The sequence below is a fragment of the Natrinema pellirubrum DSM 15624 genome, from assembly GCF_000230735.2.
Lineage (GTDB): Archaea > Halobacteriota > Halobacteria > Halobacteriales > Natrialbaceae > Natrinema > Natrinema pellirubrum.
In genome coordinates, this window is the sequence record NC_019967.1 from 139,211 (window position 1) to 164,710 (window position 25,500).

The window sequence follows — 25,500 nt, forward strand, 5'->3', positions numbered from 1 at the left end:
CAGCCCGACTGGATGTCGTTGCGGGCAAAGTTCAGCGTCAAGTTCCCCTTCGAGACGACCACACCACCGACCCCATACTCCCGTTTCGTCGTCACGTACAGACCGTTGCTATAGATGTCGAGTTGCTCTGTTGAACGCAAGACGGCGGCAGTATTGAAACTTTGACATTCAGGCAGGTGGCGTTAGAACTCCTGTACTGATGGTTTTGAGATCTGGATGATGTGGGAGGAGTACAGTTCGTTGATTCTGCAACCATCAGAATTAGGTCACTTTGTGAGAACCCGTACGTGGATGACGGCGATGTCTCTGGCGGATACGTCCAGAGAAAGAGAGCAGGCGGCGAGCCTAACTCGCCGCCTGCGATAGGTTATGCACGATACACTTGCGCGTGAGCTCTCGGAACTGGCCGTGCCAGCTCCGAGAGCGTAACTTCTCACCGTCATCCTTCAGCAGTGAGAACGCAGTCTCACTCAGTGTCCGCTGATGGTACAGATCTTCGTCCATCCGAGCGTTATGCGCTTTCTTCAGCGCATTGTGCTCCCTGTGTTTGATTAGCGGTCGTGTCGCGCCAGCGCGACACTCCTCTCTGAGATCTGACCACGAATAGTTCGCATCTGCAAGGAACTCTTGCAGGTCTTCGGCGTTGCGCCGATAGACCTGCAAGCCGATGTGTCCGTCCCACTTGCGCTTCGTCGTGAAATGAACGTCTTTGATCGCCAGTGACTCTGTATCGACCAAAATCGTTGTCTTCAGCTTGTGAAACGAGAAGCCAGCACGATTCCGGTAATGATAGCTGGTTTGATCTCGCTGGAAGCCACTGGCGTCGATTGCTGCTGTTCCCGACCAGCCAGCCTGCTCCGCACTGCGGCGGAGCAGGCTGCGGAGTTCACGCATGTCGACCTGTTGCTCCCATCGACAGAGCGTGGTGTGATCCGGCGATTTGTCGATGTTAAGCTCTTCACGGATGGCTCTGGAGTCATTGAACCATGCTTCAGTCTCTCGGAAATCTTTGTCGAGTTCCGCATGCAAGAGGATAAACGCGATTTGAGTCCACTCGGCGAACCCGCTGGCGCCGTCCGGCGCAGCGGGTTCGTCAGGGTTATCCACGTGCTGTTTGGCAAGATTCTTACACTGCCGTATGATCGGCCGTTTCGACCTCATATCGCAAGACGGCGTCCAATTCCCCACAAGCCTCACGGAAATCAGCCGAGAACAAGGCTGAAACTGGTGCTATTCGACGCTGCAACAGAGCATGTCGAGTCCCTCGTGAGGTGTGTACTCGAGTGCGAGAATCGCATCTTCAGTTTCGCGAGTAAGCGACGGGTGTGGCGAGTCAGCCACTGCCTCGAGTGGATCACCCTTGTCGACCGATTCGCCGTTGATCACGACCGAGACGCCCGTTCGTGACTGCACGTACGCGAAGCGCTTGCGAAGATCACGAACGTAGCGCCGCCAGCGGTAGCTGTCCGGATCAGGCACCTCGTCTTCGTAGTGATCGATCTCGACGAGCATCCCCTCGAGATGATGCTCAGCGTCCATGAGCTGGCCATCGCGTCCGCTGACGTCTGCCCACGTTCCAGAGTCGCGTCGATCTCGGTAGTCGAAACACAGTGCGGTGTCGTGACTCCAGATGCGAACGGCTCCCTTTGCAATGATCGCACCCTTGCCAATGCCCCACTCACCGATTGTCTCGTCGTCTGCGCGTTGCTTGCTCCCTGCGCCGAGTACTGAGAGGTTGCGTCGTCCCTCGGTCGACTCGAGATCGACGCCGGCACCGTCGTCGAGGATGATCGATCGCTCAGGTGAGATGCTGACCAGAACTCGAGTTGAGTCCGGACTGTCGATGCCGTTTTGCACAGCTTCGCGAATCGCGTCTGTGAGATCCGCCATCTGGTCTTCGATGAGATACGTTGCAACCCGCTCGTCAGCCGTCATCGTCACGGTCTCATCAGTCGATGGCTGACTGGCCGATCTCGAGTCAGTCGCTTCGTTCGTAGCGAACTCCGATAACGTCGGATGATCTGTCATGGTGTCCATCCATCTGGCACCACAGAAACTGAGCGGCGGAACTCGAGCGCTTTCGCTAGTCGTGGTTTCCTGGAAAGGCTTATTGCGATCTGCGTGCAATTCGCTAGTAGGATGTCTACAAAAGAAGCAGATTGGAACACGCCTCTCGACACTGGAGGAGAGGCGTTTGAACTCCTCAGAAACGCCCGGAAAGCGTGGATCTATACCTACATTCGTCATAATGCGGACACCACTATCGACGATATCGTTGACTCCCTTGAGATTCCACAGCGGACTGCTTACGACTATATCAACGATCTCGAATCTGCAGGGTTCATTGAGCAGTCAAACAAGGGACGACCGGCACGATATGCCGCTCGTGAGATCGATCTCCAACTGGTACAGGATGATGTCCAGCGGCAGATCACGCCAGCATTGATCGAGGCGATTGCACGTCGAGAGAGGGATGACGATATCGATACGTACATCGAACGTCACGGCTTGGATGGGCTTGCGGTCGCTCTCGAGTATGCTCGGGAATATGCTGAGGGATCAGTAACCCATCGAATTATGGCCCGGGAGCAGGAAATCTCATCGTTAGAAGCAGGTATTATTCTGGACGCACTTCGTCCCGTCGTTGAGGAGTGATTTGAATGGATGCCGACAGAGAAATCGTTTTTCTTGACTCGTCAGTACTCATCAGTTGTGGACGGCGAGGAAGTGGACGGTTTCAAGCGCTAGCTCGCGAAGCCAAGCAGCGAGATGTTGTATTTCGAATTTCTCCGCAAGTGTATGCCGAAGTCTCTGGTGAGACAGCGATCGATGGATACGAGTCAAGTGATCTTGCTGTCGACGAAGCATTGCGCGAAGGCTGGCTGAAAGTCACCGAAAGCCCATCCTATTCGATATCGGAAGTCTCGAAGATCATGGATCAGTCACGGAGATTCATCGCAACTGCCAGCGATCGGCCAGAAGATATCGTGGAAAAAGCTGACACGGAGATCATCGGATTATCACTCCAGATGCTCATTGACGGAACGGCTGATCAGGTCACTGTTGTAACAAACGATATTCCACTCGGTGAAGCAACGGAGGCGTTGATTCCCAAGTACGGGTTCGCTGCCGACCAAGTGGCCTGGCTTACTGGTGGCGATCTTGCACCGGAACTCGATGAGGACTTCGTGCCTGAATTCGAATGACCCAATTCTGTTGAGTACCTAGAAGAGCGTGTCATAGAAAGCGTCACGTACGAAGCAGCAGGGTGCGCGAAGTGTGTCCAACACAAGCGCAACCCTGCAAGACGTAGCTTCGGTAGACGACTTCTTGAATGTCGCGGCTACCGAGACAGTACCGCTCATCCGTCTTTAGTTAAGACTCACACCTCGGTTGTGTAGCGGTAGCGAGCGTCTCTTGTAAGATTGGTCGTTGCTTGTGGATCTTTTGAGCGTCTTCGATCAGCCGGTCGAGCAGCGGCGGCGGTGAGTAGCCGAGGAACTCACCGAGTTCGTGGAGAATAAGCTGGGCGTGCGACCGAAAGGTCGCCGCCCAGCGCTCTGTCGGAAACACAAGCTCATCATCCGCCTGCTCAGTGACTAGATCCAACAGATCGCGGCTTACAAGCAGCGACAGCAGCGCTGCGTACAATAAGATCCTCACCACGTGTTCGTCACTCGTGTCGAACTCGTCCAATTCGTACTGCGTCTTCAGCTCCCGGAACAGTAACTCAACTTCCCACCGACAGCGGTAGATCTCCGCTAAATCCGCCGGAAAGAACTCTTTCCTCGCTAAATTCGTTATGTACAGGTGGTAGTCGTCGGCGTCCTCATTGTGGACGCCGACGACGCGAAATCGCTTCGTATCCAGCGACTGTGTCCCATTGTACGGCCCTCGTTTGAATTCGACTTCGACCTCTACATCGATGTATTTCCGGTCAAGATCATTGAGAACAGCTCGGAGCTGCTTGCCCTCTAAGGGAATGGCGCGGCCGCGCCATTCCCGTAACTCCCCCGTAATCAGCGGATTCGCGTTCTGCTTCAGCCGACTCACGAAGTAGCCGTCGTTTTCGTCGATCAACGCAAACCGGCGGTACTTGAAGTACGCGAGATCGAACAGCAGGAGGCGATTCTCAAGCCACGGCCCTGTTTTGAACAAGGTGCTGTCGTGCGTTTTCTCGTTAGCAGTATCGAGCCGTTCAATCGTCTGCTCTGTGGCATTATGGAGCAGGTGGAGCTTCGCTCCAGCCTGCTCCTCGTGGCGGGCTTCGAACTGGTCTGAGAGAAATTCGTGTAACCGTAACACCGTTCCATCAGCGATCATCACGTCTCTAAATCGGTCGAGATCAGCGTCAACAGCGTTAGGAACAGCGACCTCGTCGAGACCATGCTCGACGAGGTCGCGGAGGTACTCCGCAAGTGTCGGTGTCAACCGCTGATAGAATCCACCCGGAGAGATCGTCTCATCGGCAGTAGAGTTGTAACAGCGTCTAAACCCAGCGAGTGTTCGGCTTTCGCCTGCGGCGAAGCCGAACACGAACGCCCAAACGAAGGCAGGGATCTGGAGCTTGCGGTCACGTTCGACCACGCCGAGTTCCTCGGCGTGCTCTTCGAGGAACTCAGAGGGAAACAGTGTAGTGAGCCGACGCATAATCCGAGATGAGGAGTCCTTGTCGTGCACAGACTGGACTTCCTCATTCCTTCCGAAAGATGCCTCGATAAGCCGCCGCTATCACGCGGTTTCTCGCTTAACTAAAGACGAATGCAGTACCGCTGTTCGAGCACCTTGAGTTCGAGTTTCTGCTGGAGTATGACGTGTTCGCCCCCTCGAAGCGGGGGCGAACACGAGTTCACCAGCCACCAGACCTCTTTCGTGGCTTTCTACACTGCTACTACAAGGACATCTACGGCACACGACCGGTTGCACGAGAACTCCAACACGGCCTCGTCTGGTACTACTGCAGACTCGACAAACCACCATCCAGGGACACGATTGACCGGTTTCTTACCGACCTCGAACACGTCATCGACGATGTCTTCGAGAGACTCGTCGAGCAGGCTGCCGCCCGCAGCCTGCTCGACTCAACGTACTCCATCGATTCAACGCACATCGAGGCGATCCAGTACAACGATGCTGCCTCGTGGAACTACGATCCAACGGCCGAAGAGTACTACTACGGCTTCGGCTGTACGATCGTCTCAACCGGCGCAAAGATCCCGATCGCAGCGGAGTTCACACAGGCCAAACAAGCAGACCAAGAGACGGCGATGCGCGTCACCCGTGACGCGCTCGCCGTCGATACACCGATCTGGATGCTTGGAGACAGCGCCTACGACATTCTCGATTGGCACGACTACCTGCTGGCCGCAGGAGTCGTGCCAATCGCTCCATACAATCCGCGAAACACTGACGACCCGAAAGACATCGAGTACAGGGTCGAAGACCGAATCGAGAAACACAGCGAGGACGTTCAGCTGAAACAATCCATCTTGGACGAGACGTACAACAGCCGGACAGGAGTCGAGCGAACCAATGACGCAGTCAAGGACTGCGGCCTCGGGCACGTCCGCGCCCGAGGCCGCGTCCATGCACGAACAGAAGTGTTCCTTGCACTGTGTCTCCGGCTCGTCGTTGCAATCACCAACTACGAGCGAGGAAACGAACCGGGCTGTGAGAAGCTATGAGATGGATTCTATGACACGCTCTACCTAGAAGGATATCCGCTTTCTTAAGCACAGATGATGCATCCTCACTCTACGATGCTCTGGAGACAGTCACATCGGATCCTGTGACCAGTATACAGAACTCTTCAACCGAGAATCGAATCTCGAGATCAGTATCAGTCTGTGGACCCGTCGAGTCTACGAGTCGCTCGAGGGCTTCGGCGTCGATCATCCACTGTAGTTGGTACTCGTCTCGATCGAAGCCCTGTTCCTCGAGTGAAGTGATGATCTCGAGCAGAAGTGGCCGATCACTCATCGTCGACCATCTCACTGACGACGGCGATGATCTCCTGGGCGGTCGAACTGATCCGCCCAAGCCGGTCGAGAATCGTCTCCGGCTCGTCACCGTGCCACGCGGCAAGGTAGAACGCTGACCCACTGGTATCCAACTCGAAGTGCCGCCCAACGATATAGCCGACCGCTTCGGCTTCGAGTTCACGTTTCGATCGCTCAGCCTCGTCGTCGACGCCACTGTGTAACAGCGCATGCGCGTACTCGTGAACGAGCGTGACGGCGAGGTCAGCGTCGTTCTCGCGATCACGGACGGTGACGCGGGGCTGCTCTTGGGGGCGGTACTCACAGATTCCCTTGGCACTCCCATGCGACCAGTCCTGGGGTGGCACGACCTCTACGTCCACCTCGAGTAAGCTTGCTGCCTTGAGGAGTGCGGGAACCAACTCGTCAGCCTGTCCCTTTGCTTCGGTCTCGAGGTCGGGCAGTGGCTCGCCATCAGTCTGTGAGATATCGAAGACGGGTGCTGGCCGAAAGCCCACGAGTCCTTTTTCCCAGCTGTCCGGTGGGGTCTCGTCGTACTCACAGTCACTGCGCTCGTGGTACGACGGGGAGTTCCCACAGTCGGGACATTGCTTTGCAATGATCGGTGCCCAGATCCAGATCGCTGTTTCCCCTTCTTTGACGTGTCGGTCAAACTCGTTTTGCCACGTTCGATAGCCGGCAACGCGCGTTGCCTCTGGACACTGAAGTTTGATCAACAGCGTGTTTCGGTGGGAGTAGTCGTGGAAGCGGCTCTGAACGTCTAACCACTCTGTGAACTGCTCGCTCGAGACGGCGTCATCGACTTCGTCGACGAGGTCCTGGATCCATGCCTCGATCGTACTGTGCATCTCGTCGTGCCGGGTGTCCGAATCGTCGAACGTTTCCCGGGAGCTGCTGCTCGTAGCCATATTTGATCACTGCTTCTCGAGTCGGATCGGGTCGGATCGGATCGAATCGAACTGAACTCGAGAAGACCTCCGCCCCTCTGGGGGTCTCACAAAATACGCTGGACTCGAGCAGCTGGAGAGTTGTTAGTTGGTGACAGAGACAGATGAGTCGAGTCCAGCAGGGTGTCCGTTCTCCCACTCAACAGCTGAGACTGCATCTGGAAGAGCTGCAAGCCTGTGTGCGACGACATCAAGCGGATGTGAGTCAACAAACTGCGCCGATTGATGAGTGGCAGCCATTGAGCCATCGTTGACTTGCAAATGAACTGGCCCAAGGTCGTCATGCGTATCGTCCTGATGCCAGCCGACGAGTAGGTTTTGTTCTGGTTCGATCCAGTTGAACCAGTAGTACTCGTATGGGTCTCCGGTCTGCAGTTGAAAGCCGATCTCGATGCGAGCTACTGTTGCTGGATAGTTGCTGTCGCCAAGGTACTGTTGTGGGTTTACTTCGCCGACGACCCGATACGGGCCAGCTTCACGCGGTTCGGAACGTCGTCGACGAACATTGTCGAACTCGCGGCTGAGTCGATTCTGGATACGGTCGTGAAGCCGCTTACTCTGCAAGTTCTTCCGGTTAGCGAGAAAGACAACCATTAGACGAGTGCCGAGTGTGAGTCTGTTTTGGGTGAGGAGAGTTCAACCACATCACCATATAACTGCAATGCATGCTTCACGAGCCCAAGTTCCGTGTTGATCGACTCCCACGTCGCGATCACGTTGCGGCGTTCACGAAGCTCGTCAGCCGAGAGTTCGTCTGCAGCGAATTGCTCCCGAAACTCGTTGAGTGACTGGACGGCATACTCGTCTGCCAACTCTTCCTGCTCTTGTTTCAAATCTGTGAGTTGGCTCTCCAGTTCGTCGCGTGAATGCTTCTCGATTAGATTGGTGACCTCATCGAAGAGCATCCGAACGGGATTCAGATCATACGCTTTTGTTCCATTGACAGTCGTCTCTGTAACCCAGTCATCGCTCTGCAGTCGCTGGAGTTCATCGTCGGCTGTTGCGCGTGAAACATTCGCCCGGTCTGCAATTTCCTGCACTGGCGTAGGCTCCTCCAATAATTCTACGACGTACCGGATACGCTCACGGCCACTCATGTCTTCCCTCCATGACCTTGGATTTGATTCAGCCATCGTACTACCACTTGTACTATGCGACTCAAATAATTTTCTCTAGCTCAAATAATCAAACAGTAGCGATAGCAGTCTAGTACCTCGAGTTGGATTCCGCTCTGCTGATGTTCGGGCAAGTCTCGAGCGACTCGAAGAGTTAGGTGTCACAGTCTTTGACCCTCGAGAGTGTTGGGACGGTGCAGCCGCACTCAAGGAAGCGTATACGATGGCACTCCGCGATGCATATGCGCTTGCGACGGCCGACGCTGTCGATGGAACACTTCTCGTCGGGGCAGACGATGATTTCGATGACGTAGAAGATAACGTCGTGAGGTTCCGCGACGAGCCAGTCTAGTTTATCTTCAGGACTTCAGGGTTTCTGGTTACGCGAGTTCGACGCCCAGTTTCTCGAGAGCAGTTTCCAGCGACCCCTGAAACTGCCAGGAGGCTTGCTCGAACGCCTCGTCTGTCGGCCGGTCCCACCGCGGAAAGCCGGCGTGGTCGCTCACCTTGACGGTCCACTCGGCCGGTTCGTCGAATCGGTTCCGCGACGGCAATTCGACGATGTAGAGATACTCTTCGTCACCGTGAATGCCATTGGAAGGATTCTCAACGCCGTGACCGAGCAGGAACAGCGGTTGCTCGAGATGTGCCATGTTCGACGGGTCCAGCAAATCACCCGGCTGATCAGCGCGAATGCGTCGCTCACGCTCTTCGTCCACGTAGAGGCTCATACTCGAGAGCGTCTCGAGGAAGATGAACTGCGCGGCGGCGTAGCTGGGACCACGTTCTGTTCGTGTCTTCTTGAGCAACTGCTTGAGGTGGGCGAGGTCTTGGAGGACGCTTTCTGGATAACCGTCGGAATGCCGGTAGACCTGTGCGATGCGATTGGTTGATTGCTGTTCTGCTACAGACTCGTTTCGGTGGACGAATCGGAGTTGACTTCGGGTTGACATTGATCTCTTCTCTCCGGCGCGAGTGCGCCGGCACCCATCACCGGCGCAAAAACAACTCCTGCGGACAGGGTAGTCTGACGTCTGAGTACGGCTATGCCGCCTCTCCGTACCAAGTGGGATACGTCTACAGGTTCGCCCATGGTGTTGGACTCGCCCTGCTCAATAAGTTCTCTCCGTAGAGTGAGTCATCGAACTGTTCACACTGTCCATATTGAGATCTCCTGAATCGACAAGTACAGGTCAAGCAGATAGCAGAGAGACAATCAACAGCTACGATAACTACCATAAACTACGTGCCAAATAACGCACTATATTTCTACACCTACCTAATGTAATTTAAATACAGGACACAGCCGATACTTTTTCCCTTGTATTCGAAGATGCATAGGGTTAAAATAGAATCTGAATGAATATTTCGTCACGTAGTGATCCCATAGAGATCAGCACCTATTTCGCATTTAAATGCTTATTCTCCATATAGGTATGATCACTTCGGAACACTCTCCCACGATAGAGAATGTCGTCGCTTCAACTGGAGTGGATCGAGAACTCAACCTCGAGGCGGTCGCCGAAGACCTCGACGGAACGGACTACGACCAAGAGAGGTTCCCCGGGGCAGTTTACCGGACCCAGAACCCGAAATCCGCCGCACTGATCTTCCGGTCGGGCAAGATCGTCTGCACGGGTGCGAAAAGCACCGACGACGTCTACGAAAGTCTCAACATTGTATTCGATGAACTCCGTGGCCTAGGTATCGACGTTCCATCTAATCCAGAAATCACTATCCAAAATATCGTTTCGAGTGGCGACCTCGGATCTGCAGTCAATCTAAACGCCATCGCCATCGGCTTCGGTCTCGAAAACATCGAATACGAACCCGAGCAATTCCCGGGTCTGGTCTATCGCATGGACGACCCCAACGTGGTCACCCTTATCTTCGGTAGCGGCAAAGTCGTCGTCACAGGAGCAAAAGAACCGGCGGATGCTGGCCGCGCACTCGACGTTATCTCGTCACGTCTCGATGAACTCGGCCTGTTAGACTGACTGATCTCGATCCACTTCCGTTCGTCAGTTGCCGCAGTTGGTTAGATAACGACGCTTGGATTTGTACGTTGAGGAAGCCATAATTTGAGTGGTAGAAAATGGCAAAAGAAGTACCGTTAGACAGGTATTCCAGAGCTAGTTAAATATCAGTTCACTTCACTGGAGTACCACCGACAGGAAAACGCAGTTGCTGACTATGATAACTAAGTCTACGGACTGTACTGAGCGATTCATCATAGATCTACCAACATAATCTGAATCTGATAGAAGTATTAGCGTTAGATTCGTAGACCTACTTATCGGCCAATTCATCGTAGAGATAGCTGTAATCAATACCATGAGGAGACTTCTATGATACCCCTTGACTAAGGCTACTGCTGAATACGCCTACTGATCCATGCGATAACAAGGCGATCCTTACTCCGTCATTCGACTCAGTCAGCGCTATGGTGTGGCACGAGTCCGCAGTTCAGACAACCATTATGTTTTGTAGTTTGATAGTGCAATTCTCGACCACAATTCCTGCATTTGTAATGGGATTCTACCATCACGTATTGTCAATTCAGAAACGCAGATATGCTTTGCGTGAGTGGTGTTCACGAAGGTAGTAGTGCCGCTTCAGGCCTTAACTGCTAGAATCAATCGAGAGACTCCGTATCTGCTGAATCTAGCGATTCACGGCTGAAGCGGCAGTAGTTCCAGCGTGTCATAGAATGGCTCAAACCAGTGGGAGAGTTCTCTGCTGCCCGTCGAGAACAAGGTTTAGTCAGGTCGGCGCGTAACTTCCCTGTATGCCATTCAGCGTCAGTTGGCACACGCTTCTCGAGCATCTGGATGAGCTGCCGGCGGACGCGACACTGATCACACCATTGTCGCACTCTCGCATCCATATCACAGATATCCAGGAACACCGTGTTGTCGTCCAGTTTGACGAGTCGAACGAGAAGCGTCCACTCCAACGCGGGCAGTTTGAGACACTCTACCATCAGATACAGACCGCGCACGATGGGTTTAATCTAGACCGGCTCCCACCAGATGCTGATCCGTATCCAGCGGTGTTGAGCGTCCATCCCCGATTCGAGATCGACGAAGACGCGGGTGTGATCGCCGAGACAGACGGGCCGACGACGACCCAACTGGCCGACACAGCACACGAACCAGATACCGACGATGACCGCACCGAACCAGACGGACTGGATATCTACTCGGATGGCCTACTCCTAATCGATGCACTCGAGCGCCACGACGTAACTGACCTCCCTGACTTGGAGACGGCCACCCTCGTAAACCTCTACACGCTGCTGTCGGATGTCCAGCGTGACGCCAACGACTTTCGGCAGGAAGTCGCTGACGTACTTCTCTCACGGCTTCATCACGACCGGCCTGTTGCCGGTCAGTATGGCTCAGTCCAGCGCACGAGTCGCCGTAACCGCTCGCTCAAAGATGACGAAGACGTCCTCTCGATGCTCGAGGCGGAAGGGATCGACCGCGAGCGCGTCATGAGCGTTGATCGCCAGAAGGTCGACGAAGCACTCGAGGTGACGACACTCACTGAGTCCGATGTTTATGAGATCGATGAGAGCGAGTACGTTCGCAAGGCGGAGGTCGATAACGACGTCAAGGAGTCGCGTCTCCAGGGGTTGAAGGATCGACTTGCCACCAGCGAGGAGACAGAAGTCGAGGAACTGCAACAGGAAATCGAAGCACTCGAAGACCGTATCGATGACCTCACAAGCTTCCGGGCGGGGACAGAAGTACAACGATGACTGCTAACGGATTTTGTGGCATCACGTACAGAGCAAGGAGTTGGCAGGGTACCTCCCAGTCGTCATGCAATCTGCCAGCAGGCACGTCGAGTTAGTCATCCTTATCCTGTGAACGGAGTTCGTTGGCTCGCTTCTCGAGTTGGCGGAGGATCGGGACACGTTGTTGGTGTTGGTTTTCGTAGGCGATGCAGGCTCGCAGCGTCTTCATATCGCTGATCGTTGCGATGCCGGCATCGATGAGCCGTGTGTTCGGTGCCTCGAGTCGCTGGGCTGGTGAGAGGTCGCTCGAGTCTTGGGAGTACTCTGGCGTGTCGTTCATTGGATGTTGCCTCTACCCCTGTCGAGGCATGAAAAACGAGTTGCAAACTCAGGCTCGGTTTTTGCTACACCACTCTTCGAACGCGTTCTCGAATTCGCTGAATAAGTTCCGATGAACGCTCTTGTGTAGCACTTTGTTGATCTCACAGCGTAGCTTTGATAGCGTGTTTGAGGGCTTCTCTTCCTGGTTTCCGCAGTAGTTTCCGTCGAAGTTGGAAGGCTCGGAGATACTGTGTGAGTTTATCTTTTGAGATGCCTCGGTGAGGCGAGAGCCACGGTCGCAGCAGCGATCCGTGGCTCTCGCAGGTGTTGACGTGGACGTCTTTGTCAGCGTATTCGCCGTCGCCGTGGACGACGTATTCGCGGTCGAATGCGTCGTCCTCATTGAGTGGATCATAGGCGCGAAATCCGTCGGTGTAGACGGTTAGTGGCTCCTCATCGCGGTTTGCGAGAAGGAGCCGAATCGTCGATTCATCAGCGGATTTCGCGGGAATCACGTACCGGTTGCCGGTGCCACGATCAACGATCGTGAACACCGGCGGTTTGTCCTGTTCGTACGATCCTCGTCCACGCGTGGACAGGCTACGCGAGCGCGACGGTCGGTCGCGCTCGCGGCCTTTCAGCCCTGCAGAGACGTAGACCTCGTCGATTTCGACCGGCCCGACGAGGTTAACTGAAGGCGCGTCGAGCGCCTTCGTGAAGCGCTCGACGCGCTGATGGATCGTTTTGTACTGAACGTCGATTTCTAGCTGCAGCTGGCGAAGACTCGTGTTAAACCGGAGAAACGCGTAAATCGAGAACAGCCACTTTCTGAGTGCAACCTTCGAATGGGCGAAAATCGTGCCGGTCTTGTCGTTGAACGTGCGGTCGCAATTCTTACAGAGATAGCGCTGAAAGTGCCCATAGCTGCCGTTCTTGACCGTTCGGTCAGAACGGCAGCGGGGGCAAGTAACACCGTTACGCCAGCGAACCTGCTGCAACAGGTCCGCTGCGACCGATTCCGAGCCAAACACATCCAGCGGAATCATGCCTAACGGACACCGCTGACGCGGTATCCTTGCTCTCTTCGATTCCACAGCGACAGCTAAACGGCATCAACAATCTCCTACGGAAGAGCGTTGGCTCCCAGTTCGGCTACGGAAACGTTGATGTCTCGACTGCTGGCGGATCTGGTATCGAGATGCAGTTCCAGTCGGTGCCTGAACCCCGTGAGGTTCAGGAACTCATCAACAAGCGCGTAAAGGCTAGTCGTGGTGAACCCCGGGAATCCGGTGAAACGAAGCGTGATGTGCTTGATGAAATTCTCATCGAACTCAAGAAGATTCGCACTACTCTCGAGACACAACAGGGGACTGTGGGCGACACTGCAGCCACAATGACTAATGTTGACAGTTCGGAAGAGCGACACTCGAATAACGAGACTGACTCCGAATTGAACGAGTCTGAGAGAACGAAACAGCCTACTGACCCCTCTGAAACCGACCAGGGACCGAGCCGATGAACGATAGAAAGCAATGACGGAGTCAATCGACCCGGCTGTCCCACTCGACAGCCACGAGTCAGTCACGTGGACTGGCCGTCCGCGAATTACGACCGTACTTCCAGCACTCGCAACGGGATTGCTGCTCGTCGCCGTCGGGGTCGTCAGCAGTCTAGTACAAGAGACGCTACTCTTTCTCGCAGTCGTTCCGGTCGGTGTAGCAATCCCCCTCTGGAAGTATTTGGCTGTACAAGGCATGCAGTACGTGATAACGGACCAGGCACTCTACGTGAAGCATGGAGTAGTGACCCGACATGTCATACAGGCCAACCTCGAAACGGTCCAGAACAGTGCCTATGGCCAAGATATTACAGGATCGATGTTCGGGTACGGCTCCGTCGAGTTCGAGATCGCTGGTGGAGATGACCTCTCATTTCAGGCGATAGATGATCCCCGTGAAATCCGAGCGCTCGTCGATCGAGCAGCATCAAACAACGACGGACTTGGTGCGAACAATCGACAAGAGTCGGATATTCCTGGCGATTTAACTCAGTGGCAGCGGATCCGGGATGAGATCCGAGAGATTCGCACGACGATCGAAGATTAGTCTTGTACTCACTGTTAGTTGCGCCTTTCATCGACGTGGTGGTGCATCGTTGAAAGAGTGTCCAACGAACTGGGTTCCAGAGAAATTGATTACCGGAAAACCCACCCGAATCCTCCAGCACAGGTGCTTGAACTCCCAGATCCACTCTCTTCGAGCGTGAGCGAATGCGACTGGCCGCGGCTCTCACAAGTGATGGTGCGAGAGGTGTCGTGTTCTCGTTCGGGCCCACGCTCGGAGATGTACACCGTTACGTCTCCCTGTGACCACCCGGTAACAATACCGTGTTTCGTCTCGCCGGGTTCGACAACAAATGTCTGTGTGTCAACTCCATCATCGACAAGTGTTACGTTCTCATATTCTCCCGGCCATACGAGGTCCTCGTACGTGACAAGTCGACGATCCCCTTCGTCAGTCGTCACCTCAAAGTTGAGATAGCCGGCTACGTCTTCGTCGGAGACAGTATACACCGTCACATAGTAGGTTTCGTTGTCTTGATTCTCGAACGTGACCGTTGGTTCAGGTGTCCCGACCGCGACTGTGATGGCGGAAAGGAAGAGGAGACACAACACGAGGAAGCCACCGAGGACAAGAGGGCGACGGAAATCCATAATTCATACTCAGTTCTTTCAAATAAAAATCCAAGCTTTCCAACCGGAAGCAGATACTAGTTTGTTGATATCCAATAAGATCGATAGAATCAATTAGGCTGAATGATTTGTAAAAATCAGACTTAAATGCCCTCCAGAAGGCGTATCCTCACCGCATTAGCCGCTACTACGGCCGGCGGATATGTCGCTACAACCGCTGGAACGTCAGTTGAGACGCCTACGTCGGAACGCGACTGGCCAATGTCTCAGTATAACCCGGCAGGGACTGGACATAATCCGAACGTGACGGGACCGAAGTCTGACGTCGAACCTGCCTGGACCTATGACGCACCGTCGTGGTTCCATGGTTCGAGCGCCCCCATTCGGCTCGGAGATACCCTTTACGCAGCCGGGACAGGTCTCGTTGCGGTACACGTCGAGGATGGGACCGAACAATTCGTTCGGCGGGGACCGTACACATCAAGTTTCGCTGCCGTCACCGCGGAGCCGTATCGAACACTGACGCTTGCCGTCACATCTACAGGTGGAGTGTATGGAGTGAATGCTGGGGGTGGGATCAAGGTCCCGGGACTCGACCGTGGCATCGGGAGTGAACGTTGGGATGGACCGCCACACGGAGAGTACCGGCCGACAATCGAGCATACCCCGACGGTCGACCCGGTCACCCACAACGGCACCGTGTATGCGCCTGTCGTTGGGACCAACGACATCGCTGCAATGAACGCTAGCGACGGGTCTGTGCGCTGGCGTGTGACTGTTGAGAAAGACGAGATCGCCTCGGCTTCGTTTGGACGGCCGACGATCCAAGACGAAACGCTGTTTGTTGCGAACTGGCCGAACAAGGTCTCGGCGTACGATATTGAGGACGGATCGACGATATGGGAACGGGAACGTGCCGAACAGATGCAACTGTGTACACCAGCGACAGATGATGGAATCATTGTCATGTCCCGGTCTGGTGTCGCACTGCTCGAGACCAACGATGGTAATTCCGTCTGGGAACGAGATCTTGACGGGAACGCAACTGAGGGGACGGTCGCCGTGACGGACGACACGGTGCTGTTGAGTGACGGTAATACTGAATTCCATGCTCTCGATCTCGAAACAGGCGAGGTGCGCTGGTCGAGAGAGTTCCACGGCGAGACACAACCGGTCGTCGCCGACGGCGTCGTCTATGCCGTTGAGCAGGGGTATTCACTTCACGGGTTCGACGTGAGCACTGGTACGGAACTGTTTGAATACGAGCCATCAGAAGTCCCTCTGTCACCGCCGATTATCGGGGACGGCCGACTGTACTTGACGAATCGACGCCGCGTCATCGCTTTGGAGGAGACGGCATGAACGAGAGGAAAGATTCCGACTCGAGCGACGACAGCCACTCGAATGCGTCCACAGACTACTCGCCCGATGAGCAATTATTGCGAGACAATAATGATCGGCCTGCGGTCACGTTGATCCTCTACGAACTCCGATCGAACCCCACGGTCTGGATACCGTTTCTCGCGGCCGGCTGTCTGTTAACGTTTGTTGATGTGTTTCGAGAGCGAGATCCACTCCCAGTCCAACCGACTGTTTCGGAGTCGACACTACAGATCACGCACTCGCTATATCCGACGGGAACGACAGAAACGAGCCGATCGCTTGACGCCCTTGTCGACCTGCCGCTCGACACATTCGCGTACGCGACTGGCCTTGAGTTTCTTGCAATCGGGATTGTCGCCGCTGCTGGGTGGCTAACAATGACGCGTGCGAGTGAGACGGCAGCTCGTACACGGCGGTTCACTGTCTACACTGGTGGAATCTTGCTTTTGTAGCCCGTTGCACGAGTTCGAAATTAGCTCAGGTATGTCCAAGCGATATCACTACGAGCTAGAATAGTCACTTTAACTAGATTAGAAGTCGGATCGATGGTATGTACACACAAAGATCCGACACCAGTAAGAACACCACCGCTTCGCATAAGGCCACCGTTCGTCAGTTCCTTCGAACCCACGATGAAGTCGCCTCCAAAGACGAGCTCCGCGCCGGCACCGACGTGCCGGCGTGGTATATCGACCAAATTGCCTCGACAAACACCTTCTACACCTCCCTGAACCATAACGGTCAGTACGTCGCTAGCAAACACGTTGTCGGCCATCGTGCCACCCATGACGGCTTCTGGCGACCCGAGGTGGATGACGGCGTCGCCGTCTTCCACCGCAAAGAAGACACCAAGTCCACGCTCAAGCATCTCGTGTTCAGACGCCCCTCCGGGCTTACTCCGTCCGAAGCCAACGATCTCCTCGATCGACGCTGCTACCGAGCGCTCCGGAACCTCGCCGACCAACAGGAGATCCACGCTGTCGAACACCGGAACACGACGGTCTACGTCCACAGCTGGCCGTCCCTGCGGGACGCCCAGCTGAGCCAACGCGAAACCGATCAGCCGACCGACGTCAGTCCAGTTGATACCGACGAAGAGGGCTATCTCTACCGCGACGAACTTCTCGCGACGTTTCTCTCGGTTGCTGTCTCAGAGATTCAGTCGATCCCGCCCGAACGAGCCGCCGCTCTGGTCCTCCGGCAGTTCGAGGGCGACTCCTTCGACGCCCTCGAACGCCGTCTCCGACGGAATCACTCCTTCCGGGAGGCTCTCGACTACGAGCCAGAGGACGTCCCGGACGGGACGTCGCTCTGGCGTGCCTTCGACGACCTTCACCCCGATGAACTCCGTGACTGCCTCCAGTCGATGTGTGGCGACTTACTCGCTGATCACGATCACGCCGGTGAGTTCGTCGTGATCGACGGCACGCACATCGCCGCCTGGGCAAACACACGAGAAGAGATCGACGACGGTGAGGTCGAGGGAGCGAGTTGGGGCAAACACGAGGGGAAGTTCTACGGGTACAAGGTGTACATCGTCGTGGACGTAGCCGCAGAGCTGCCGGTCGCCATCACGATGGAGACCGGCAGCAGGAACGACTGTGCGGCGTTCGAACCGCTCATCGAGGAGTTCGATGAGCGGTACGACACCGACGATCTCCAGGCAGCACTGGCTGATGCGGGCTTCGACAGCCAAGGCAATCGAGAGTTCACCCAGGAGAAACTTAACTGTCCGCTGCTGACGGCGATCAATCCACGACGCTCAGCGCCACTGAAGGCGATCCGCGATGAGATCAAGGAGTTGTTCAAGAACCACGGTGACGAGATCGACAGTCCGTACGACGCACTCGAACGGTTACCACAAGAGCAACTCTCAGAGTACGGCGTCGAGGTCGGCAGCGTCGAAGAGACCTACATCTTCCAGGCGATTAAGGAACGAATGCATCGACACCTGCGGGCAGGTGTCGAGCGAGTATTCTCTCGGCTGAAGTCCTTTACCGGCCTCGATCGCGTCCGCGCACGCAAGGAGAACAACGTGGAAACTCACGTCGTGCTTTCGGCAGTCGCTCTGGTCGCGACGTCACTCACCGCAAAACGACAGGGGTATGAGTTTACCCCGAAGTCTCGACAGCCGGCACAGCGTGATCCCGTGAGAGCATCTCATTGTTGTTGACGACTCGACGAAGTTCTTCGTATGGATTGCGTCCCTGCTGGCGCCATGTCGCCAGCAGGGACAAGATCGTCTCGTGAACGAACATACCTCGATCGTTACGAAGTGTCCCGATGATTTTCCGGAGAACGACTGGTTCACGAAGTGCGTTCTCAGCTGCGTTGTTCGTCTGGGAGACCGCTGGCTCACCGACGAAGGTGAGCCAGTGGTCGATCCCTCCTTCGATCTTCCCGAGTAGTGTTGCCACTGCCTCGTCGGTTACTGACCGCTCAACGAGCGATCTAAGCCCGTTCTGGCATGATCGGTGCATCTGTGCTCTCTCACGAGGACTCGGGTCGGTCTCCAGCCACGACTGGAGACCGACGAACATCTGTTTGAGATACCGGTGAACCGGCTCTGCCTCCTCGTGGTCACTAGCAATGTCCTCGGCTTCCCGGAGAAGATGTGCCCAGCACCGCTGAAGATTACTGGTGAACGCTGGATACGCCGTCCACCCATCGCAGATGACCGTTCCCGCGAAGTCCTCGCCGAGGGACTTCCGCGGGGACATCGCTCCCACGACTCTCTCTTACGGCGTACAGCGTGTGCTCTCCCGTCCGAAACGTCCAGATCCATGCTTGCTCACCCTCGCGTTTGATACCAGTTTCGTCGACGTGAACGATCTCTGCTTGCTGAATCTGTCTTCGAATCTGTTCATATTCGCAGCGACCGGCGCGCGCAGCGCGCTCGGTCGCGTGCCATGCGGACGCGCCTGAGAGTTCTAACCCGTGCAGTTGCTCGAAGCGATCAGCGATTTTCCGGTAGGGAAGGCGGTGATCGTACCGAGAAAGTGCTGCTTGGGAGATGACGTTCACCCCGAACTGCCCCTCATCGGGGCAGTCGGGGTGTTTAGCAACAGTTTCTGTTCCACAAGAGTCGCACTGGTAGCAGTGGCGATTGTACTGGGTGACTTCAGGAGGCTGCGGATCAGGAACCTCCTCGACGAGTCGGGGGCTGACGCCCACCGACTCGTCGAAGTGTTCGCCACATTCGGGACAACAGTCACGGGTGACTTTGATCTCTTTGTCGGGACCAGCTGTTACACGCCACTCTGGATCATGGCCGTCCTTCCGTCCAGGAGTGCCGCCGTCGGTTCGAACATTCTCGTCTTCGTCGTCCTGCGAGGTCGGGGACTCGTCAGTCCCCGACCGTCGCTTACTGGGCGGTGTATGCGGATTTTCGTATTTGCGAAGACGTGTTTCGAGTTCTTCTATCCGCTCGTCCTTCTGGTCAAGTTGCTCTTGCAACTGATCGATCTTCTTGTCCTTCCGCTTGTTTTCTTGCTCAAGTTCTTCGACCCGCTGCTCAAGCTGAAGCAACCGAGAAAATAGCTCTTCTTTGGTGAAATCGTCTGCGTTCACAGACTCCACCAACCAGTTATGACAGCAGAGGCAACGGGATGGGCTCCGCTGCGGAGCCCATCCCTGAGAGTCGTATCCGATGTCTGCTGCCTGTTCATGTCGCGTCCGTTGAACGCTTCCTACGAGACAGTACCGAAATCAGCTCGGGCTAAACACATACCGACAGGGGAAACCAGGACTGATACGTTCTCCCAGTCGCCTCATCTGACGGCCCCTGCCCGGAGTCGAAGCACGCGCCGCCTGAGAGGCATTGCTCTCAGGCGGCTCTATTCGTGATCGAAAACTGACTCCAACACCCGATTCAGCGAGCGTTTCTGAGACTTCTCTCACCGAATTGATTATCACTCGGCAGATTCGCACTGGATCAGTCTCACGCTGCCATGTCTGACGAATTGATCTTGAACGTGCAACAGGCTATTTTGTCTCTCCTCGAGCACTCGGGTTCGGCGATAGATCTGGATTTCACACCGAATTCGTTACTTGTAGCCATCGCTGCGTTCGCGGTACTTGCATTCGTTGCCGTTCGGCTATTTTTCCTCCCCATCGCCGTTCTCCACGTGGAACCGCTACGTGCCGCGCCGAAAGAGAGCTGGCAGCGGTCACGCGGTTACGGTGCCGTGTTGTTCGCGCTCATCGTGATGTTCGGACTTGCATCGGGATGGCTGGCTACTCTCCCGTACATCGGCGTTGTTCTCAGTATGACGGTAGTTGGAACGACCCACGCGATTTCGATCGCCATTCTGTACGACCAAGCATGAACGTCACCGACTGCCGTGCTCATGGTAGTCCACGGTATACTTTACGTGATTTAGCCTCCAATCGACTGCGAACGCATTCGGAGACTCACACTCGAGGGTGTGATTCGACGACTGTCGTTGCTGGTGCTGATCGATGAGATCGATCCCGACTGTATCGGTTTTGAGATCAGCTACAGAGCCTGTGAAAAGTTCACAATAATACAAGTACGAGACCGAGTAGAACGACGAATATTCCAATACAGAGCCCGATAAGTGAAATCTTGGCCATCCGGAGGAACGTCCAACCAGCCGGACGATCAGAGACGACGAGTGGGTCAATGCCGTCACCTGCCTCGGTAATGCGGCCGACGATAGTGACATCGTCACCGGGAATCACACGTTGTTCGCTGTAGCGGCGAGTCCCAAGCGAAAGAACCCTTGTAATCGGCCGAAAGAGCGACGGGGGTGATCGCCAGTGGGTCGCCACTGGGACTGCAGCGGCGTTCTGTTCGAATCGTGCGATCCGCTCCGGTGGCTCATCGCTTGACGGAACGGTCGCAACAATAGTGCGTTTGAGTGTTACTGTATGTGCTGGCTCAACGATGTCAACTGCAGTTTCGGGTGTACGGACACGGAACGCGTCCGAGCCCGCCAGCTCATGTATCGTTACAAACCACGGAAGCAAGTACGGACTCAGTCGGCGTTCTTCAACAGCGTATCGGAGGGTTAGACAGCCGTTGCCACTAAATGGTGCGGTCAAGAGATCGGCGTCGCCCTGTTGAGCCGTTCCGGAGATACGAACGAGTTCTCCAGATGATGTTTCGTTGAGCGTCGAGATGTGGTCTGCTCTGTAGATGCTGGTCGCACGCCAAACATATCGCCCACTGAACGCGAGGACGACTGTTCCAACAACAGCGAGACCACCGCCGAACAGTTGACTTCCGGAGATCCCGAAGACCATACACGAGATGACATCTAACAGAATCCTGTATGGCTCTGTCGACTTTCTATCGGATCCTCGTAGACGGCGATAAGAGACGAATCGTACTCTTCCTGATCGACGAACGGATACCAGCAGCCCCTGTGAAAGTCTCACAAACCGACTCCACGAGAATCAATTTCAGCTTTTCAAGTATAAATCTCGTGTAGAAACCTGTTGAAATTGGTGGCGAATCTTCTTATTGAGAAAGTATTTAATAACATGTGTAACAGTTCCGTAACTATGAGATTCCTCCAGTCCGTTCGCCATCTCTTTTCGATTTTCGTGTATTTTACGGCAATTACTTATGGTATTGGCATCTTGGTGGTTAGCCCCACTCGCAGTCTTCTTATCGTCCCAATCATGACTGGTATTGGACTCCTCAGCCATGCTGTAAAAACCACACACCTCGATGAACTCGGATACGCAATTATGTGGCTGTGGTTTGCAGTCCTCGCTCTCGTTGGAGGTGGACTCATGATTGACGAATTCGTACTGGTTCACCGAGAGATCCCACCAGTAGCTGAGAGCTCAATGGCTCGCGTCCTTGGGACGCTTGGACTTGTTGTCGTCCTTATCACTGTCTACGTCCATAGCGTACAAAGAGCAAAATAAGACGAAGCTAAATTGAGTTAGGAATATGGACTTTCATGATTTCGGACCATGAAACATGCTCTTGAGTTCTCGGAATCGGTGAATTCTTGTCTTCGTCTCAGGATTGGTATATGTATCGATAATATATTTTGGAGAGGTGCAGGGTACCAATCACGCACTCAGGCCCCACTGAATATCGTCTTCAACTACCTGGAGTTCGCGCTCTGCACGCTTGACGCGATCTCGCCCAACGAGGTCAATTGCCGTTTCCCGATCGATTTCGTCGTTGACATACCGCGAGAGAACCAGATCGATCCAGAGATCTTCGACACCGCGTTCCAGAGCCTGTTCAAGGATCTCCGACTCGGCGACATCTCGTGCTTCTGCGATCTCTTGGACACGTTCGGTGAGATCGGTGGCCATGTCTACACAATCGGCTCGGGATGACTTAAACGTCTATGGAGAGCCTGGGATGATGGGGGAGCGAGTGAGAAGGCTCACTTCCTCCAAGAGCGCCGTTGCTGTCTCGATTCGTTCTCTGTCTGCGTCAGTCAGTTGATCGCCCTCGAGATGGTTGAGTTGACTGAGTGCACGATGCAGTCTGTATCCTGGTGTGTTTCGTGGGTCCATTGAATGCGCCTCAGCCGATCGCGGCGCAGACAAACATGACACGATAGCACGGGCGACCGTTCTGTTAACCAACAGCCACGCTGCACCATCGCCGTCTGTTGGTTAAGACATGACGCGGAGCAAGTCATTCTGGGCTCGGTCCATAGCGCGGCGTCCCGCAGACCTGGCACTCCCAGATTGCGTGGCCGGTCCAGGTTTCGTCGGGAACCGATTCATGACCGCTGAATCGATGCTCGGTTGTGCGTCCGCACTGGTGGCACTCGAGGCGTTCTTTGGTCGGAATGCCACTATCTTGATGCTCAGGTTCACGTTCTTGAGGTGCCTGCTGGAGGGCAATTGCAGGAACTAGCCACGCATCATCACCGACATTGTCGAGCACCGTCGCAAGTCGCTGCTCATCGCGAATGCCGAATCCACTCTCGTCGTAGAGATAGGTTGTTGGTTCGCAGTCGCTATCCACCGCTGATTGGTCAGTCCACGCTGTTCGATCATGGGCCGCTGCGAGAAGTTGCTCACCGTCCGTGGACGAGATCCGTACTGCAGCGGGTAGTACAGGCCACCGATCGGTCAATTGGGCTGCAGGCTCGTCCTCGAGATCGTAGGTGATCGTACAGTCGTCGACCGTTGATTCCGCCGCACTGGAGGCAAGGAGTGTCGCAGCGGCCGCGCCTTTCGCGACGGCACCGTAGAACGTAGACGACTCGACAAGCATGTGAACGACGCCAAGCAGTGTCCACTCTGTTGCTGGTGCGTTTGTCTCAGAAGGGGAGTCCTCGAGATGATTGGTAAGACAGAACAGACATTTGGTCTGACCAGCTGGGATCGGTGCGCCACAGGAGCGACACTCAGTGTCTGTTTCCGTTGGAGTGTCTGGATATCCAGTCGTCGCCGTTGCAACTCGCTGTCGATTCGGCTCACCCTCAGTACACTCTCTGAGTCTCTCATCTGGGATATGCGACGCTTCGCCGGTCGGACGAAGCTTCTCGAAGTCAGAATCTCGATCAGTCATTGATTGGGTCGTATTGCCTCACGTCTTGATCAGGTTCCAGTCCGGTAGAGAAGATCTTGGGAATAAGTTCACTTAGACGCTATTGCTGGCGGAGTCCTGCTTCTCGAGCTTCACGGTTGCTGGCACAGTGGATACATGCTGGCAGATCACCATCAACGGCGAAAACCCGGAAATAGTTCTCGGTGACATGAGAGCCACAGCCATCACATTCTGGCATTATCCAAACCTATGTTATTACTCCAGTAAATATCTTGTTCCAATACTTGTGTAGTTTTTCTCAATAGCATTCTATCTAAGTGGGATTGACTCTTTTCTGGGTCTGGTATTGTTGCGGTTCGAGAAGGAGTCCACAGTCTTCACAACGAGTTTCGACTGCGTTGGTGGTCACCCGTCCGTTGCATTTGGGGCACGGACTGGCGCTCGAGTTGGACTGGACGTCTTCGTCGAACGTTGTCTGGTAGATCTCTCTGAGAGTCATGGTGTTCACGAGGGGCGATGAGGATGTCATAGAACAGTTCTCATACCAGAGAGCAGGGTGAACGCTGAGGTGGTATGAGCCCAGCGACCCTGCAAGAGAATCCTACGGTAGAGACGTTCTTCAATGTCGTGGAAACTGAGACACTAGCGCTGTTTGAGCATCTCTCCTTCGAGTTTCTCGAAGAGTTCGACGTGTTCGCCCCGGCGCAGACGGGGCGAACACGAGTTCACAAACCACCCGAAATGATGCGTGGGTTTCTGCACTGCTACTACAAGGATATCTACGGCATTCGTCCGGTTGCACGAGAACTGAACAACACAGTCGTCTGGCTCAGCTGTGGCTTCGATCGACCGCCGTCCAGAGACGCGGTCGATCGCTTTCTCACCGATCTCGAACACGTCATCGACAAGATTTTCGACCACCTCGTCGAGCAGGCCGCCTTGCGCGGCCTGCTCGACTTGACCTACTCGATTGATTCGACAGACGTGAGAACGATGCCTGCCGATCCTGACGCATCGAAATGCTACGATCCAACGGCTGAAGAGTACTACTACGGCTACGGCTGCACGATCGTTTCGACCGGCTCGAAGATCCCGATTGCAGCGGAGTTCACCGAGAGCAAACAAGCACCAGAGGAGACGGCGATGCGCGTCACCCGTGACGCGCTCGCCGTCGCTAAACCGATATGGATGCTTGGTGACAGCGCCTACGATACACTTGACTGGCACGACCACCTGCTGGCCGCAGGGGTCGTGCCAGTCGCCCCCTACAACCCACGGAACACTGATGACCCGAAGGACATCGAGTACAGGGTCGAAGACCGCATCGAACAACACAGCGAGGACGTTCAGCTGAAGCAATCGACGCTAAACGAGACGTACAACCGCCGAACAGGCGTCGAACGAACCAACGAATCAGTCAAGGGCTGCGGCCTCGGGCGAACGCACGCCCGAGGCCGCGTCCACGCACGAGCACAGGTGTTCCTCGCGCTGTGCCTTCGCCTCGTTATTGCAATCACCAACTATGAACGCGGAGACAATCCGGGAAGCACGATCATCACGGTGTGACAAGAGTTCTATGACACCCTCGAGGGGCGATGTGTAACTCTGACCGCCCCTCACCCCACTCGTGGGGCACAAAAACTGCTCTATCAGTAGGCAGTAGCAGGATTCCTTTATTCAGGACTCTTTGTGAAACTCGCGGTCAGTACAGGGCACGTAGTTACCGGAGCAGCAGTGAATTAGCTGGTTCGTCTCTCGTAGCTCCTTCGGAGCTTTGGATACATCAAAAACCAGAGGACTATC

Annotated in this window: 26 protein-coding genes and 3 pseudogenes; 13 read left to right on the forward strand and 16 right to left on the reverse strand. The window is 55.0% G+C overall.

Annotated features, from left to right (window positions below):
- Positions 1–345: 345 nt before the first annotated feature.
- Together NATPE_RS21990 and NATPE_RS19040 are read right to left on the reverse strand one after the other, a co-directional pair.
- Complete coding sequence (locus NATPE_RS21990; protein WP_015298633.1) at positions 346–1,161, reverse strand: IS5-like element ISNpe14 family transposase; 816 nt, start codon at positions 1,159–1,161, stop codon at positions 346–348.
- Positions 1,162–1,251: 90 nt separating this feature from the next.
- A pseudogene (locus NATPE_RS19040) lies at positions 1,252–2,028 on the reverse strand (ATP-binding protein); the annotation flags it as partial.
- 111 nt (positions 2,029–2,139) lie between these two features.
- On the opposite strand from NATPE_RS19040, the gene NATPE_RS19045 reads away from it, so the two are divergent.
- Together NATPE_RS19045 and NATPE_RS23120 are read left to right on the forward strand one after the other, a co-directional pair.
- Positions 2,140–2,655: a DUF7437 domain-containing protein gene (locus NATPE_RS19045; RefSeq protein WP_006182483.1), complete on the forward strand. Its 516-nt coding sequence runs from the start codon at positions 2,140–2,142 to the stop codon at positions 2,653–2,655.
- 5 nt (positions 2,656–2,660) lie between these two features.
- Positions 2,661–3,206 carry a hypothetical protein gene (locus NATPE_RS23120; RefSeq protein ID WP_015310276.1) on the forward strand — a complete coding sequence of 182 codons (546 nt, stop codon included), beginning with the start codon at positions 2,661–2,663 and terminating at the stop codon, positions 3,204–3,206.
- 169 nt (positions 3,207–3,375) lie between these two features.
- Here NATPE_RS23120 and NATPE_RS19055 read toward each other — a convergent pair whose 3' ends face one another.
- The gene (locus tag NATPE_RS19055) at positions 3,376–4,650 is read right to left on the reverse strand and encodes an IS4 family transposase (RefSeq protein ID WP_015298935.1); all 1,275 of its coding nucleotides are present in this window, start codon (positions 4,648–4,650) and stop codon (positions 3,376–3,378) included.
- 107 nt (positions 4,651–4,757) lie between these two features.
- Between NATPE_RS19055 and NATPE_RS19060 the strand changes: the two are divergent.
- Positions 4,758–5,684: pseudogene (locus tag NATPE_RS19060) on the forward strand (IS5-like element ISNpe19 family transposase); the annotation flags it as partial.
- A gap of 70 nt (positions 5,685–5,754) precedes the next feature.
- Here the strand turns inward: NATPE_RS19060 and NATPE_RS19065 are convergent.
- From NATPE_RS19065 to NATPE_RS21680, 4 genes are all read right to left on the reverse strand, one after another.
- The gene (locus NATPE_RS19065; protein WP_006183536.1) at positions 5,755–5,979 is read right to left on the reverse strand and encodes a HalOD1 output domain-containing protein; all 225 of its coding nucleotides are present in this window, start codon (positions 5,977–5,979) and stop codon (positions 5,755–5,757) included.
- Complete coding sequence (locus NATPE_RS19070; protein ID WP_006183535.1) at positions 5,972–6,907, reverse strand: ArdC-like ssDNA-binding domain-containing protein; 936 nt, start codon at positions 6,905–6,907, stop codon at positions 5,972–5,974. The genes NATPE_RS19065 and NATPE_RS19070 overlap by 8 nt, the downstream gene beginning before the upstream one ends.
- Positions 6,908–7,030: 123 nt before the next feature.
- Positions 7,031–7,540 (reverse strand): hypothetical protein, encoded by a 510-nt coding sequence (locus tag NATPE_RS21675; RefSeq protein WP_015310277.1) that lies wholly within the window; start codon positions 7,538–7,540, stop codon positions 7,031–7,033.
- The gene (locus tag NATPE_RS21680) at positions 7,540–8,043 is read right to left on the reverse strand and encodes a winged helix-turn-helix domain-containing protein (protein ID WP_081597637.1); all 504 of its coding nucleotides are present in this window, start codon (positions 8,041–8,043) and stop codon (positions 7,540–7,542) included. Before NATPE_RS21680 ends, NATPE_RS21675 begins: the two co-directional genes overlap by 1 nt.
- Before the next feature lie 241 nt (positions 8,044–8,284).
- On the opposite strand from NATPE_RS21680, the gene NATPE_RS23395 reads away from it, so the two are divergent.
- On the forward strand, positions 8,285–8,413 hold the full coding sequence (locus tag NATPE_RS23395; protein WP_338047158.1) for a hypothetical protein: 129 nt from the start codon (positions 8,285–8,287) through the stop codon (positions 8,411–8,413).
- A gap of 28 nt (positions 8,414–8,441) precedes the next feature.
- Here NATPE_RS23395 and NATPE_RS19090 read toward each other — a convergent pair whose 3' ends face one another.
- Entirely contained in the window at positions 8,442–9,014 is a 573-nt protein-coding gene (locus tag NATPE_RS19090) for a hypothetical protein (RefSeq protein WP_006183533.1), read from the reverse strand.
- Between the two features lie 483 nt (positions 9,015–9,497).
- On the opposite strand from NATPE_RS19090, the gene NATPE_RS19095 reads away from it, so the two are divergent.
- Positions 9,498–10,058, forward strand: a complete 561-nt coding sequence (locus NATPE_RS19095) for a TATA-box-binding protein (RefSeq protein ID WP_006183532.1) — start codon at positions 9,498–9,500, stop codon at positions 10,056–10,058.
- Between the two features lie 791 nt (positions 10,059–10,849).
- Positions 10,850–11,824, forward strand: coding sequence for a hypothetical protein (locus NATPE_RS19100; RefSeq protein WP_015310280.1), 975 nt, complete (start codon positions 10,850–10,852; stop codon positions 11,822–11,824).
- Positions 11,825–11,915: 91 nt separating this feature from the next.
- On the opposite strand, the gene NATPE_RS19105 is transcribed toward NATPE_RS19100, so the two are convergent.
- Positions 11,916–12,143, reverse strand: coding sequence for a hypothetical protein (locus tag NATPE_RS19105; RefSeq protein WP_015310281.1), 228 nt, complete (start codon positions 12,141–12,143; stop codon positions 11,916–11,918).
- A 142-nt stretch (positions 12,144–12,285) separates the two neighbouring features.
- On the reverse strand, positions 12,286–13,170 hold the full coding sequence (locus NATPE_RS19110; protein WP_015310282.1) for an IS1595 family transposase: 885 nt from the start codon (positions 13,168–13,170) through the stop codon (positions 12,286–12,288).
- Between the two features lie 152 nt (positions 13,171–13,322).
- Here NATPE_RS19110 and NATPE_RS19115 point away from each other — a divergent pair, with 152 nt between their 5' ends.
- Together NATPE_RS19115 and NATPE_RS19120 are read left to right on the forward strand one after the other, a co-directional pair.
- Complete coding sequence (locus NATPE_RS19115) at positions 13,323–13,643, forward strand: hypothetical protein (RefSeq protein WP_006183412.1); 321 nt, start codon at positions 13,323–13,325, stop codon at positions 13,641–13,643.
- A gap of 13 nt (positions 13,644–13,656) precedes the next feature.
- Positions 13,657–14,229 carry a PH domain-containing protein gene (locus tag NATPE_RS19120; protein ID WP_006183411.1) on the forward strand — a complete coding sequence of 191 codons (573 nt, stop codon included), beginning with the start codon at positions 13,657–13,659 and terminating at the stop codon, positions 14,227–14,229.
- A gap of 89 nt (positions 14,230–14,318) precedes the next feature.
- On the opposite strand, the gene NATPE_RS19125 is transcribed toward NATPE_RS19120, so the two are convergent.
- Positions 14,319–14,837: a hypothetical protein gene (locus tag NATPE_RS19125; protein ID WP_006183410.1), complete on the reverse strand. Its 519-nt coding sequence runs from the start codon at positions 14,835–14,837 to the stop codon at positions 14,319–14,321.
- A gap of 126 nt (positions 14,838–14,963) precedes the next feature.
- On the opposite strand from NATPE_RS19125, the gene NATPE_RS19130 reads away from it, so the two are divergent.
- The gene (locus tag NATPE_RS19130) at positions 14,964–16,178 is read left to right on the forward strand and encodes a PQQ-binding-like beta-propeller repeat protein (RefSeq protein ID WP_015310283.1); all 1,215 of its coding nucleotides are present in this window, start codon (positions 14,964–14,966) and stop codon (positions 16,176–16,178) included.
- 571 nt (positions 16,179–16,749) lie between these two features.
- A complete protein-coding gene (locus tag NATPE_RS21690; protein WP_015310284.1) occupies positions 16,750–18,372 on the forward strand; it encodes a transposase in 1,623 nt (540 codons plus the stop codon).
- Here the strand turns inward: NATPE_RS21690 and NATPE_RS21695 are convergent.
- Positions 18,311–19,769: pseudogene (locus tag NATPE_RS21695) on the reverse strand (IS66-like element ISNpe25 family transposase). The gene NATPE_RS21690 and the pseudogene NATPE_RS21695 overlap by 62 nt on opposite strands.
- Before the next feature lie 380 nt (positions 19,770–20,149).
- On the opposite strand from NATPE_RS21695, the gene NATPE_RS19150 reads away from it, so the two are divergent.
- The gene (locus NATPE_RS19150; RefSeq protein WP_006181078.1) at positions 20,150–20,527 is read left to right on the forward strand and encodes a hypothetical protein; all 378 of its coding nucleotides are present in this window, start codon (positions 20,150–20,152) and stop codon (positions 20,525–20,527) included.
- Between the two features lie 190 nt (positions 20,528–20,717).
- On the opposite strand, the gene NATPE_RS21700 is transcribed toward NATPE_RS19150, so the two are convergent.
- On the reverse strand, positions 20,718–21,467 hold the full coding sequence (locus NATPE_RS21700) for a hypothetical protein (protein WP_015310285.1): 750 nt from the start codon (positions 21,465–21,467) through the stop codon (positions 20,718–20,720).
- A 261-nt stretch (positions 21,468–21,728) separates the two neighbouring features.
- On the opposite strand from NATPE_RS21700, the gene NATPE_RS19155 reads away from it, so the two are divergent.
- Complete coding sequence (locus NATPE_RS19155; protein ID WP_006181077.1) at positions 21,729–22,100, forward strand: hypothetical protein; 372 nt, start codon at positions 21,729–21,731, stop codon at positions 22,098–22,100.
- Between the two features lie 150 nt (positions 22,101–22,250).
- On the opposite strand, the gene NATPE_RS19160 is transcribed toward NATPE_RS19155, so the two are convergent.
- The 3 genes from NATPE_RS19160 to NATPE_RS23595 form a co-directional block, all read right to left on the reverse strand.
- Positions 22,251–22,502: a hypothetical protein gene (locus NATPE_RS19160; protein ID WP_006181076.1), complete on the reverse strand. Its 252-nt coding sequence runs from the start codon at positions 22,500–22,502 to the stop codon at positions 22,251–22,253.
- Between the two features lie 331 nt (positions 22,503–22,833).
- Positions 22,834–23,718: a biosurfactant protein 1 gene (locus tag NATPE_RS21705; RefSeq protein WP_015310287.1), complete on the reverse strand. Its 885-nt coding sequence runs from the start codon at positions 23,716–23,718 to the stop codon at positions 22,834–22,836.
- A 79-nt stretch (positions 23,719–23,797) separates the two neighbouring features.
- Positions 23,798–23,935, reverse strand: coding sequence for a DUF7563 family protein (locus NATPE_RS23595; RefSeq protein WP_015310288.1), 138 nt, complete (start codon positions 23,933–23,935; stop codon positions 23,798–23,800).
- Positions 23,936–24,270: 335 nt separating this feature from the next.
- Between NATPE_RS23595 and NATPE_RS19165 the strand changes: the two genes are divergently transcribed.
- Positions 24,271–25,263, forward strand: a complete 993-nt coding sequence (locus NATPE_RS19165) for an IS5-like element ISNpe17 family transposase (protein WP_015298976.1) — start codon at positions 24,271–24,273, stop codon at positions 25,261–25,263.
- Positions 25,264–25,500 lie beyond the last annotated feature (237 nt).